The 12,892-nt window shown below is 64.9% G+C and carries 10 protein-coding genes; 2 read left to right on the top strand and 8 right to left on the bottom strand.

Annotated elements, in window-relative coordinates; translation table 11 throughout:
* Positions 1 to 89: 89 nt before the first annotated feature.
* The 3 genes from ACODTW_RS19960 to ACODTW_RS19970 all read right to left on the bottom strand — a co-directional run bounded on the left by ACODTW_RS19960 (position 90) and on the right by ACODTW_RS19970 (position 2,006).
* Positions 90 to 512, bottom strand: coding sequence for a VOC family protein (locus ACODTW_RS19960; protein WP_488947829.1), 423 nt, complete (start codon positions 510 to 512; stop codon positions 90 to 92).
* Positions 513 to 535: 23 nt separating this feature from the next.
* On the bottom strand, positions 536 to 1,000 hold the full coding sequence (locus tag ACODTW_RS19965; RefSeq protein WP_488947830.1) for a Csu type fimbrial protein: 465 nt from the start codon (positions 998 to 1,000) through the stop codon (positions 536 to 538).
* A gap of 85 nt (positions 1,001 to 1,085) precedes the next feature.
* Positions 1,086 to 2,006 (bottom strand): spore coat protein U domain-containing protein, encoded by a 921-nt coding sequence (locus ACODTW_RS19970; RefSeq protein WP_488947831.1) that lies wholly within the window; start codon positions 2,004 to 2,006, stop codon positions 1,086 to 1,088.
* Positions 2,007 to 2,186: 180 nt separating this feature from the next.
* On the opposite strand from ACODTW_RS19970, the gene ACODTW_RS19975 reads away from it, so the two are divergent.
* Positions 2,187 to 3,551, top strand: a complete 1,365-nt coding sequence (locus tag ACODTW_RS19975; RefSeq protein ID WP_488947832.1) for an amidase — start codon at positions 2,187 to 2,189, stop codon at positions 3,549 to 3,551.
* A gap of 52 nt (positions 3,552 to 3,603) precedes the next feature.
* Here ACODTW_RS19975 and ACODTW_RS19980 read toward each other — a convergent pair whose 3' ends face one another.
* Complete coding sequence (locus tag ACODTW_RS19980) at positions 3,604 to 6,225, bottom strand: fimbria/pilus outer membrane usher protein (RefSeq protein ID WP_488947833.1); 2,622 nt, start codon at positions 6,223 to 6,225, stop codon at positions 3,604 to 3,606.
* Between the two features lie 13 nt (positions 6,226 to 6,238).
* Positions 6,239 to 6,880: a fimbrial biogenesis chaperone gene (locus ACODTW_RS19985; protein WP_488947834.1), complete on the bottom strand. Its 642-nt coding sequence runs from the start codon at positions 6,878 to 6,880 to the stop codon at positions 6,239 to 6,241.
* Positions 6,881 to 7,362: 482 nt separating this feature from the next.
* Between ACODTW_RS19985 and ACODTW_RS19990 the strand changes: the two genes are divergently transcribed.
* Positions 7,363 to 9,237 carry an ATP-binding protein gene (locus tag ACODTW_RS19990; protein WP_488947835.1) on the top strand — a complete coding sequence of 625 codons (1,875 nt, stop codon included), beginning with the start codon at positions 7,363 to 7,365 and terminating at the stop codon, positions 9,235 to 9,237.
* A 49-nt stretch (positions 9,238 to 9,286) separates the two neighbouring features.
* On the opposite strand, the gene ACODTW_RS19995 is transcribed toward ACODTW_RS19990, so the two are convergent.
* The 3 genes from ACODTW_RS19995 to ACODTW_RS20005 form a co-directional block, all read right to left on the bottom strand.
* Positions 9,287 to 10,732, bottom strand: a complete 1,446-nt coding sequence (locus ACODTW_RS19995) for a hypothetical protein (RefSeq protein WP_488947836.1) — start codon at positions 10,730 to 10,732, stop codon at positions 9,287 to 9,289.
* Between the two features lie 187 nt (positions 10,733 to 10,919).
* Entirely contained in the window at positions 10,920 to 12,341 is a 1,422-nt protein-coding gene (locus tag ACODTW_RS20000) for a helix-turn-helix domain-containing protein (RefSeq protein ID WP_488947837.1), read from the bottom strand.
* A gap of 82 nt (positions 12,342 to 12,423) precedes the next feature.
* Positions 12,424 to 12,831 carry a response regulator transcription factor gene (locus tag ACODTW_RS20005; RefSeq protein WP_488947838.1) on the bottom strand — a complete coding sequence of 136 codons (408 nt, stop codon included), beginning with the start codon at positions 12,829 to 12,831 and terminating at the stop codon, positions 12,424 to 12,426.
* Positions 12,832 to 12,892: the final 61 nt, after the last annotated feature.

A 12,892-nucleotide genomic window follows, 5' to 3' on the forward strand; every position in this document is an offset into this window, starting at 1 on the left:
GAAATCTTCCCCTCCCGGCGACATAGACCATATGGGGGGACCCGACGGGGCCGGGATGGGGTACCACCTCCGCGGGCGGGCGTCGTGCGTCAGGTGGCGAAGATGGACGCCTCGTCCCGGAAGGCCTTGAATTCCAGGGCATTGCCGGACGGGTCCAGCAGGAACATCGTCGCCTGCTCCCCGGGCTTGCCCTGAAAGCGGATGCCGGGTTCGATAATGAAATGCTGACCGGCGGCACGGAACCGGTCGGCGAGCGCTTGCCAGTCGTCCCAGTCCAGGATCAGACCGAAATGGCGGACGGGCACGGCGTGGCCATCCACGGGGCTGGTGTGGCCCGGCCGGCATTCCGCGGGCGACAGATGCGCCACGATCTGGTGGCCATGCAGGTCGAAATCCACCCATTGCGGGCTGCTTCGCCCCTCCGGACAGCCCAGCAGCCCGCCATAGAAGGCGCGGGCGGCGGCCAGGTCATGGACGGGAAAGGCCAGGTGGAAGCGCGGGCGGGCCTGCATGCGGATGTCTTTCTCCCAACGGGTCACTTCGCGGCGATGCTGATCGTCACCGTATCCTGGTAGTCGCCGGCCTGCCGGGCCGTGCCGGCGGGGACGGAGACGGACAGCACCGTCTGGCGCGACGCGCCCGATGCGGCCCGGTCGGCGGCCAGCGTCCCGCTGCCGCTGCTGCTGTCCCCGTACTGCATGCTGTAGGCGATGCTGGCGCTGCCCGATGACAGGGCGCCGCCATTGCCGGACGCCAGGCTGACCCGATAGCCGTTGGCGGCGTTGCAGCGTTCCTCCACCGTGGCCACGGGCAGGTTGGTGACGCCGGCGGTCAGGTTCAGGGTGACGCTGTCGGCGGACAGGGTGACGGCACAGGTGGCGGGAACCGTTGCGCGCAGGGTGATCGATCCTTGCGGGGCGCCCTGTTGGGCCAGGGCGGCGCTGCCGGGCAGGCTGGCCAGCGACAGGGCAAGAAGCACGGCGAATGATGACAGGCGCATGGCAATCCCCACCCGTTCTGGGCTTCACGGGCGGGCTGGCCGCCCCGTGATGGCAAATCCCGGCCTTTTGCCGGGATATCCCACATTAATCCGCCGAAATGGTTAAGATCAAGTTGTCGCTGTAGGTGCCGGCCAGGGCCTCTCCTGCCGGATCGGTTTCCACCCGCAGCTCGTACCGGCCATCCCCGCCCAGGTCGACCGTGCTGCCGCGTGACAGCGATACCTGCCGGCCGCTGACATAGAGCCGGTAGCCGATGCCACCCTGGATGCCGGGAGAGACCAGGTTGCCGGCATTTTCCGATTGCAGCGACAGCGAATAATCGCTGTTGCCGCTGACCGACAGTTCGAACCGTCCCGCCCCACCCCGCGTCAGGTCGCCCATGTCCAGCGTGCCGACGCTGCCATAGAGCGGACGGGACACGCCATCGACGATGACGCTGGCGCTGACCACCGACCGGACCTTGGTCTTCACCTGCGCGCTGCGCGTGGCGATGGGGCCGACGGGCGTGCCCGTGCTGACGTCATAGACATTGACCGTCACCTGATCCAGATAGGTGCCCTTGGCCACCAGCTGCCCCGGCTCGATATAGGAGAAGAACTGCAGGCTGGCCTCGTCGTTCTTGTCCGTCAGGGTCAGGGCGAACATGGCGGACTCGTTGCCGCCGATATCGCCCACCCGCTGGCTCAGCCGCCCGTCCTTGTACAGGTCATAGACCAGCCGGTCCTTGGAACTGGTCATGATGCGGTTGCCGTTGCGCCCGTCATCGATACCGACCAGCAGGGCGCAGGCCGCCCCCTTGTTCAGCTCGATCTCGATCTCGTTATAGCTCATGGCGCTGCCGCCATAGGGGTCGTACTCGTCCGTCGGCTCGATCCGGTCCAGCTTGTCGATGGAGACATCGCACCTGTCCTTGCTGCTGGTGGCCATGGCCGTCGGCACAGCGAGCCCCAGCGCCAGGACGGCAGGGATCAGGGCGGACAGCCGGAACAGGGGGGACGCGGGCATGGGGATCATCTCGACAGAGAGGGGAAGGTACTACCAAAAGTTTATGCAATGACAATGCCAGGAAGAGGGCGCCAGCACCAAGGGTGCAAATGCGCGTGACGGCAAATCCATGGACCTGATGTCACATGAAGCTATCATAGAAGGCCTTTGAAACACCTGTCGCCGCTGTCTGGATATTGCATGACCGACTTCGCCTCCATCGCCGAAACCGCGCTGGCCCGGATCGCCCGGTTCGATCCGCATCTGCACGCCTTCGCCCTGGTCGAACCGGAATGGGTCCGCGAACGGGCCTGGCGGATGGAAAGGGCGGCACCGGGACCGCACCCGCTGTGCGGCCTGCCCCTGGCGGTGAAGGACCTGCTGGATGTGCGCGACCTGCCCACGGGCGGTGGGGCGCGCACCCCCGTCATCGGGGCCGCCGCGGCCGATGCGGCTGCCGTGGCCTCCCTGGCCGCCTGCGGCATGCTGGTGCTGGGCAAGACCCACACGGTGGAACTGGCCTTCGGCACCTGGGGTGTCAACCGCGCCACGGCCACGCCACGCAATCCCTGGGATGCGGCCATGGCGCGTGTGCCCGGTGGTTCGTCCAGCGGGTCGGCGGTGGCCGTGGCGGCGGGGCTGGCCGATGCGGCCCTGGGCAGCGACACGGGCGGGTCGATCCGCATCCCCGGTGCCCTGAACAATGTCACGGGGCTGAAACCCACCCTGGGCCGGGTGCCCGTGGCAGGCTGCCTGCCGCTCTGTCCGGAACTGGATACGGTCGGACCCATGGCGCGGACGGTGGAACGGGTGGCCCATATGCTGTCCGCTCTGGCCGATCCCGCCGCGGGGCCCGTGAGGCCTTCCCCGAAACTGGCGCGCCAGGCCCGGTTCGACGCGGCGGAGGCCCTGTCCGCCAGCCCGCGCGGCATGGTCCTGGCCGTGCTGCCCGACCGGTTTCTGGACGGGGTGGACGGGCAGGTGGGGGCCGCCTATCTGGCGGCCCTGGCCAAGCTGGAGACGCTGGGCGCCAAGCTGGTGGAGGCGGCGCCGGCCATTGATCCGGCGGCGTGCGTGGAACCGTCCGGCCTGCTGATGGCGGGGCGCGCCTGGGGCTATTGGCGGGGCCGGATAGAACGTTACGGTGCCGAAATGGATATAGGCGTCCTGCGTCGCCTGTCCGGCGGCCAGGATGTTCCGGATACGGAAATATCCAGACTTCTTGTCATTCAGGCGCGGGAGCAGGCACGGTTCCATGCCTGGGCGCAGGAATTTGACGCGCTGCTGACGCCGACCGTGCCCGTGCCGGCCCCGGCCCTGGCCGATGTGGATGAAGGCAAACTGCCCTTCAGCCGCTATGTGCGCATCGCCAACTGGCTGAACCTGCCGGCCCTGGCCGTGCCCTGCGGGGCCACGTCGGGCGGGTTGCCCCTGTCCTTGCAGATCCTGTCCACCCCCTGGCGGGAGGCGGCGTTGGTGACGCTGGGCCATGCCTATCAATGCGCCACGGACTGGGCCGACCGCCGGCCAGACCTGGAGGCGCTGCTGAAGGCCAAGGGACCTTGAATGAAGCCAGCGGCCAATTTTCACGGCCCCTGGCCCGGCGTTTGAGGGCGCCTCAGGGCTTCATCTGCACCGGCATCCGGCCCAGCTTGACCTCGCCTTCGGCATCCTTGGCCACGCTGACGGGGATGGGGGCCGTCTCTGCGCCATGGACCAGCAGCAGCCAGTCACCCGGACGCACGCTGTCGATGCGGAACAGGCCGGCGCGGTTGGTGAAGAAGGCCAGGTCCTTGGCATCCTTGATGCCCACCGGCCGCAATGTGCCCGACAGCAGGGCCGCGGGCTTGCCATCGGTCAGGACCAGATTGCCGACCAGGGTGACGATGGCATCGGTGCCGATGGTGACGATGGTGCCCGACTTGTAACCCGGCTGCACGGCGGGCCGGTCGTCGCCCAGATCGTAATTGGCGGGCGCGTCGGGCACGTCCAGCAGGATGGGCCGCACCAGATAGGCGGAAATATTGGGCACGATGGGTACACCCAGCCAATCCGTTTCGGCCACATAACGGTCGTCGACGGGGTCGACGCCGACATCCATGTCCTTCAGTCGCGGATGGGGGACGATGACGGCGAAACTGTTGGTGACGGGCCGCGTCACGCCATAATGCCCATCGGCAAAGACCAGGGCGGTGGCCGCCGTCAACTGAGTGCGGTTTTCCACCCCGTTGGCGTCGTTCAGCCCGCGCTGCACGACGCTGTGGCGAACCTGTGTTTCGAACCGCTGGTTCGTATAATTCAGGTTGCCCTGCACCTGGTCGCCGACGCGCCCCTTCTCGTTCAGCAGTTCCAGCCCGCCCGACAGGGCGTTGACGGTGTAGAGCGAGCTGTAGCGCCAGTCCAGGCGCTGCTGCTTGGTGATGGTGTCGACATTCAGGCCGGCACTCTGCCGCCCGCCATCAAAGATGAAGCGGGTGGACAGATAGACGCCCGTCTCCTTGGCGCCCAGGCTGTCCTTGCCATGGCTGAAGGTCAGGTCGACATTGCCGGTTTCGAACAGGCGCCGGCGCAGCGCGAAATCGATCGAATAATTGTCGACCGTGCTGTCGCCGCGCACCATGCGGTAGCGCCCGCCCAGCGAGGCGGTCAGGTTCTCGAACAAGGGCTGACTGATGCGGGCCGATGCGTCCAGCTTGGTGTCATTCACGAAGGTGGAGCCGAAGGACCGGTAATTGGGATCGTACCAGCTCAACTGTGCCGTGATCGACTGGTTGTCCAGGACCGAGGCGCCGTTGGAATAGGAACGGTAGCGCAGGGTGCCGGCATAGCCCTGCTTCTTCGCCGCCGCGGTCTGGGTGCTGTCCCAGTCCTTGCGCCGCAGATAGGCGGCCGGCTCCAGCCCGAAAGTGCCCCAGCCCGTGGCGACGAGCGCTTCGGCCGTGACCGTCGTCTCCTTGGTGTCGATCTGGGTGCCCAGCGCCAGGGTGAAATTGTCGGTCACGCCCACCCGGTGATAGCCGGAGAAGGTCGGATTGTCCTTGTCGTAATGATAGCGGTCGCGGCTGACGGTGGAAGGCAGGCCGATCGTATAGCCATATTCCTGCACGCCCGCCGCCAGCAGCTGGCTGTCGAAGAAGAAGGGGAAATCGATGGTCTGTTCGCGGCCATAGGCGTCGGTGATGCGGATCTGCACATCATTGGTGCCCGACGCACCGGGAAAATTGTTGAGATTGTAGGGGCCGGGTTCCAGGCGGAAGGTGCGGGTGGGCCGTCCATTGACAATGACCTCCACCACCGATGGGTTTTCCAGGATGAATTCCCGGTTGCCGCCCGGCTGCACCAGGTCATAGGGCCGGATGGAGAAATTCTTGGCCACGGTCAGGCCGCCCACGGCCCGGCCCACCTGATTGTTGATGACCGCCATGGAAATGTCGCCCAGCTGCGCACGCACGCCCAGGTCGGTGAAATCATGGACGACGCGCACGGGGCCGCGCGACAGGGTGTGATAGGCATCCTCGCGATAATAGACCTCGCCCTCGACCACCCAGCCCTTCCAGTTGATGGCGGGTTCGGCCGAGACCGACAAGGGCCCCAGGCCGCTTTCACCGAAGGCGGAAGGCGTGGACAGATATTCCACGGCCGCCCGCATGTTCATCTGTGCCGACAGGTCGGCCTGCGGGATGATCGTATAGGTGCGGGCGGCTGCCCCGCGTTCCAGCACTGACAGGTCGCGCGGCTTGCGGGCTGCGGCGGGCACGGTGACCTTCACCACCTGATCGCCGCCATCATAGGCCAGCTGGATGCCCGTCTTGGCCATGCGGGCGGGGGCGGCCTGTCCATCGGGGCCGGCCTGGGCCAGCAGGGCGCGGATCGGCTCTTCCTGGGCCAGCGGGCGCAGCAGGTCGGCCAGCCTGGTCAGGTCGACCATCGTGTCCATCGGGTTCAGGGCCACCTGACCCGGCACCTGACCGATCTCATACCCGTCGAAGAACACAGGCAGGTCGGCCTTCTGCGTCCGGGTCGCCGGCTTCTTCTGTCCGAAGGCCTTCTTGAACAGCTCGTCCGCCGTGGGCCTGGCGGGGCCTGGTGCCGGTGCTGGTGCCGGCCCGGGGGCCGCCGCCGGCGTCGCCTCTGCGCCCACGCTCAGCCGTGCCGGCACCAGCGCCACGGCCAGCGCCGGCGGCGCTGCCAGGGCCAGACGCATGGCGCGCCGGTAACGGGAGGGGCGGGGGCGGGGCATGGGACGGATCAGGTCAGGGCAGGTTCAGCTTGGCCGTGACCGGACCCTGCGGCAGTTCGTCCGGCCAGGGCAGCAGGAAGGTGCGGGTGACGCCCGGCAGGATATTCTCCCCCGCCATGCCGCCCAGCCGGTCGGTGGGGATGGTCACGGACTTGCCCCCGGCCGACACGGTCAGGGTCAGGTCCTTCAGGAATTTGTGGGCCGTGCCGTCATTGCGCACCAGAACCTCCATCACCGTGCCATCCACCAGCTTGTGCGGGCCGGCGCTGACGACGGAGAGGGTGCCCTTGGATCCTGCCGGCGTCACATAGATCGACGCCTTGTACTGGACCAGCAACTTCACCTTGCCGCCCTGCTGCGCCGGGGCCTGCCCGATATCCACGTCCAGTTGTTCGGCAATCAGTCGGTACGCCAGTTCCCGTTCGGGCTTGGCGTCGCCTGTCCACTGCACGCGCACCGACTGGTTCTGCGCGGGCTCCAGCACCAGCTGCTCGGGGAAGATGATCCATTCGTCGGACGGGTCGGCCGGCAGATCCTCGCCGTCCGGACCCATTTTGCGGCCCGTGATGTGGATTTCGATGGCGATCGGATTGGTTGTGTCATTTTCCACCCGGAAAATCTGGGTGGCGCCGCGGCCTGTCGGCTCGAACTCCATTTCGATTGGAATCAATCGGAATGCGGCGGCGGGCGATGTTGTCAACAGCAACAAGCCGGCAACCATCAGTAATCCGCGCAATAACCTGTTCATGATCCGCCCCGGATATACGTTCACATCGGCCGACGGCATACACCCGTCGGACAGCCCCCCTTTGAATCACAAGAGCCCGATATTTGCCACAACGAAGCGCATTGGACGTACCACTCCATCCATTTGAACCATGGATGGGGTGCGGCGCGCCCCAAAGTCCAACTTCAATCATCATGGGCGCTTATTTGAGCCGGCATTCAAGTCAATCCCATAAAAAAGCCTCAAATTCATGTTAATGAATTTATACACAGAGAATCGACAAGTGATCTTCGTCAGTAGTTAACGATCACAGATTGCCCATATGCTGGTGATTGCGAAATCTGTTCGGTTGTTGCAGGATGGCGCCGCAAATCAATCTTGTGTTTACGGCCCCAGTACAGAATCGCCCCATGGACCTTGAAGCCGCCCTGATAACGGTCAATGCCGCGCCCCTTCTGGGGGCGTCGGTGCTGCTGGCTGTCATCTGGTGGCATGGCCGGCGGGAACGCTATGCGCTGTCCTGGGCCCTGGCCTTTGCCCTGGCCCTGCTGGTGATGCCGCTGGTCCGGTTTGCCAGGCCGCCCTTCACCCTGCCCACGGGGGCGCTGGCGCTGCTGGCGGACACGCTGTTCAACGGCATCTTCCTGCTGTTCCTGCATGGTGCTGCGCTTTATGCCGGGCGGCGGCCCTGGCTGGGGCGCTGGCTGGCGGGGCTGGCGGCCCTGATGGCGCTGACCGGGGTCACGCTGGCGCGCAACGACGTGATCCTGCGGGAAGTGCTGAATGGCAGCTTCATCCAGGCTGCGCTGATCGCCACGCTCTACCATCTCTGGGGCGTGCGGCCGCGCAGCCTGGCCGACGGGGTGCTGATGGCGGCGTTCGGAATCGCGGCCCTGGTCAATGGCATCTTCGTCACCGACGTGATGGTGAACCGGCCGCTGGACGCCTTTGATCCGTCGACGCTGGGCAGCCAGGTGTCTTGGCTGGTTCAGCCTTTCATCGTGTCGGCTGTGGCCACCGGCGGGGTGGCCGCCACCTTGCTGCGCCTGTTGCGTCAGCAAGCCGCCGAACGTCACGCGGCCCAGCATGTGGCTGAACAGGCCCGAGCCGCCGACCGGGCCAAGTCGGAATTCCTGGCCACGATCAGCCATGAGATCCGCACCCCCATCAATGCCATCCAGGGCTGCCTGCAGATCCTGGAAACCCATAATCTGAACGCGGCCCAGGTGCGCCTGCTGGAAGTGATGGGCAATGCCAGCGGGTCGCTGCTGTCACTGATTGATGATGTGCTGGACATGGCGCGGCTGGAGGCCGGGCGGCTGGAAGTGGCGTCCGGTCCCGTCGATCTGGGCCTGCTGCTGGGGGAATTGCTGGCCGTGGTCGGCCCGCGGGCGGAACGCAAGGGGCTGGTGCTCAGCCTGCGCACGGGGGATGGTGTGCCGTCGGGCGTCGTCACCGATGCCAAGCGGCTGCGCCAGATCCTGATGTGCCTGCTGGACAATGCTGTGAAATTTACCGAACGCGGCCATATCACCCTGGGTGTCGACCGCGTGAACGCCCCCGGTGATCAGCAGGCCAGCGTGGGCGATGGCGCCCATTGGGTGCGGTTTCAGGTCATCGATACCGGCATCGGCATCCCGCCGGAAAAGCTGGACCGAATTTTCGATGTGTTCAGCCAGGCCGACAATTCCATTTCGCGCCGCTTTGGCGGGGCGGGTCTGGGTCTGGCCATCGCCCGGTCGCTGACCGATATGCTGGGCGGCGTTCTGACCGTGGACAGCGGGCCGGAACAGGGCAGCCAGTTCACGCTCTGCCTGCCGCTGTCGCCGCTGGCTGTGCAGCGGGAAGGGGACGAGGCGTATATTGCGCCGGGCGCCATCCGGCAGGCCGGCCTGGAAGGCAAGCCCGTCATCCTGCTGGTGGAAGATGACGCCGTGAACCGGCAGGCGGCCACGGAACTGCTGGAAATCCGCGGGGCGCAGGTGGTGCAGGCCGGCAACGGCATCGACGCCCTGTCCATCCTGGAAGCACGTCCCGTCGACGCCGTCATCATGGATCTGTCCATGCCGGAAATGGACGGGCTGGAGGCGGCGCGGCGCGCCCGCAACCTGCCGGGCCGCGCCGGCCGTGTGCCCATCGTGGCGCTGACGGCCAATCTGTCGGCCGATATCCGCCGCCAATGCCGCGAAGCGGGGATGCAGGCCTTCCTGACCAAGCCGGTGAAGCTGAACCAGCTGATCGAAACGCTGACCTCCGTCCTGCCCCTGGCCCGCCCGGCGGCGTGAGGGTGGTGCTCGGTGGCTGAAGGGGGGGCGTACCCCGTCCGATTGACGTCTATTGGTCGTGCTTTTTCATATGGACGACCTCATAAGAAAGAACATCCTTTCGATCCAGCACCACCGTGTTACCGTTGTCATGCTTTGCACCGGGATGGATGATGGCGCGGCTTGGCCCCATCCAGCCGATGCGCACGGCCACCGAGCGGACCGGCGTCGAAGAGGTGCAATCGGGCCGCTCTGCGACCAGGACAGGATTGCTGCAAGCCACTGAAGGCGACAGGTGCAGGAAAACAGGCCTGTCACCGGCAAAGCCAAGACCCCGCCCGAGATTATCGATAATTGCAGGTACACGGGGGAACCCCAAGAGCAAGACGAAAATCGTCATCACCACAGCCTTGGTTGCGCTTTTCGCTGATCTGTTGTCAGCCCATGCTTTGGACATCATCAGAAGAGAGAACGGGATCCACGGCTGGATGAACAGGAATGCGACTTCTGCAAAGATTGTTGTGGAAAAGATTGCTGTGGAATTGCCTGCATCCCTGTCGATGATGCTGGACATGGCGCTGAAAGCGATCGTGGTAAAGAAGGAAAGTGCAGTCAGATCGATCATCGCGATATTAAAGATACCCATAAGACCGATGTCATAGGCCTCTGGCTCCGCCCCTTTCTTCCGACCTGATGTTCTGCCCGACGCTGACGGAGCGGTTTCATTGGTCGACTGATTCGACGGAACCGGCATCACGGCCACCCTTCCGGCGAGATAGGCGAGGAATTCGCGCACGGCGAAGCGGCGTCGCTGACAGCAGGTCCAGATGCGCCTTGGGGCACTTTGCTCCGCATTCGGCGGGAATCGGCGCAGGGCCGTGTCTTTGGCGAAGCGCCATCTTTCCGAGAAGGACATGAGGCGTCGGATGAGGATGACAAGAAGAAAACAGAGCCCCATCGCCCAGGCGAAAAAGGCAAGGTCAGCATAAAGATATTTGTCGTCGCTGGGGTCGCCGAGACTGATCGAAGACGAATTCAGAATCCACAGATTGATGCTGAGATAAATGATAAGTGCAATGACCGAAGCCATTTCCCAGCGGGCGTCGCGCAGCTTTTCCATGTCGTCGCGACGCTTATAGTGGCCGCTTCGATAGACGGTGTAATCATCATAGATGCGCATGAATCCTGGCGACAGCAGGCACAGACTTGTCAGGAAGGTCATGCCCATGATGATGGTGGTGAAGTAAGTTGAATTCTGGCCGATGTCCGACATCACGTCGAAATAGGGCAATTCGTTGGCAGTGCACCAGAACCCCACGAGGATTGGCGCGATGGGCACCAGGATTATGGGGGGGATGGTGACGGAGGGAAGCATGCGGAAAAACTCACCCCAGCCTCCCCAGCCGCCTTTGAACTTACCGCAAGGTGAGTCTTCGCCTTGACGAAGGCTGCCCAGGAAGTCGTCAGAATAGTGCGGTGCGGGTTCTTTCTGCACTTCATAGGCTGACAGTGACATTTCCGGCCCTTGATCTTTTGATAGAGAAGTAGCGCAAACCTCCCGATTACACCCATAGAATGGTGAACATATCAAGAACAATTTTGACGTGACAAAAAGGAGGAGTGGTCGGAACTTGTCCCTGTCTCCATCAACTGACCGTCAATTCGCCGCTTGGGCGTGTGCGCCAGTTTGACCGTTTTTACCCTCAACTGACGCTGTACGGCACCACGCGCCGTTCATGCGCATCGACGCGCAGGGCCTTGCCGATGGGCGGGAAGGCGCGGTGGCGGCATTCCTCGCGGTCGCAGACCTTGCAGTTGGACCCGATGGGCACGGCCGCATCAGCATTGCGCAGATCCAGGCCGGCTGAATAGACCAGCTGGTCGGCGAAGGAGATTTCGCAGCCCAGACCCACCGCCGCCTCGCGCGGGCGCGACAGGTACGAGTTGCCTTTGGCCACCACGGTACGGGCGATGCACAGATATGTCGCCCCGTCCGGCATGCGCGCCTGCTGCACCAGGATGCGGCCCGGCTGTGCGAAGGCCTGATGCACGTTCCACAGGGGGCAGGCGCCGCCGAAACGGGCGAACTGGAACCGGGTGGCGCTGGACCGTTTGGCGATATTGCCGGCCATGTCCACCTTCACGAAATAGAAGGGCACGCCCGGCAGGCCCGGCCGCTGCATGGTCGACAGGCGGTGGCAGACCTGTTCGAAGCTGACATTGAAATGGGCAGACAGCCGGTCGATGTCATAGCGCATGCGCTGCGCCTCGGCCAGGAAGCGGCGATAGGGCAGGATCAGGGCGCCGGCGAAATAATTGGCCAGGCCGACGCGCAGGATCGACCGCGCCTCCACACTGGACAGGCCGGCGCCGGCCACCAGCCGTTCGATCTCCACCCCGTAATCCAAGAGCGCGATCTGGTGGGCGGCGAAGAAGGTGCGGCTTTCGCGCGGCGTGCCTTCGGAAACCAGCAGTTCCTTGTCGTCGGGATCATAGCGCCACAGCACGTCGTGGCGCACCAGCATGGGGGAGACCCGGATGGTCACGCCATGCCGGTCGGCCAGATGCTGGCCCAGATGTTCCAGCAGCCGGTCCTTGGAAAAATGCCCGTTCTCGAACAGGTCCTCGGCCGCATGGTCCAGCGTTTCGAAATGGTTGCGCTGCGCCTGCACGAAATCGCGCACCTCGTCATAGGGGAAGGCGGCGGGTCCGCTGACCGCTTCCTCGCCCCCCACCTTGTCGACCAGGGCCTTATATTCCTCGTCCAGCCCCTGATAGGCGCGATAGAGCTTCAGGAATTGGCCCATGATGCCGGGAGCGGCGCGCACGGCGTCGCGGATGCCGGCAAAGGTCACCGATGCGTCGGAAAACAGCGGGTCGCCCAATACTTCCCGCAGTTCAGAGGCAAGCCGCGTGTCGCTGTCATCGGCGAAATGGCTGGGCTCGACCGTGAAATAGCCCGACAGGCGGATGACGGCGGCGGCCGACAGCGGCCGCTGGTTATTCTCGATCTGGTTCAGGTAGGAGGTGGAAAGCCCCACGGCCGCGGCCAGGGCCGCCTGGCTGATCCCGCGCGTCTCCCGCAATCGGCGTATCCGTTCGCCTGCATAGATCTTGGCGGTCATGCCCGGCGCTCTCCATCCCCTGTCCGCAGGCCCGTTCCCGCCCGACCTTACCCGGCTAGCGGGTCTGCCGCAGCAATTCCTTTCAGGCGGGCAGGCTGCGGCCCCGTGTGATCATCTCCCCCACCGTATGCACGCCCAGCTTTTCACGCGCCCGCTGCCGGTGTTTTTGTACCGTCAGGGGGCTGATATCCAGCAGCCGCGCGATCTCCTTGCTGGTGCGTCCGGCCACGACATGGCGCACCACCTCCGCCTCCCGCGGGCGCAGCCGGTCCCAGGACAGGGGGGCCGCTCCATCCGGTTCCGTGTCATTGCCGGCAAAGGCGATCAGCTGCGCCGTGGACCGCAGCCCCGCCTTGCGCATGATGGCGGACCGATGCTTGCGGATGGTCAGTTCGGAAACCCCCAGTTCGGCCGCGATCTGGGCACTTTTCAATCCGCGCCCGGTCAGGGCCAGAACCTGGCGTTCACGCGGGGTCAGCAGGATGGGCATGGGATGATTTCCCTGGCTGGAATGGCGATGGCCAGACCCTGCCAGGGTTCGGAAGAATTCT

This window comes from Niveispirillum sp. FG148 (assembly GCF_057809655.1).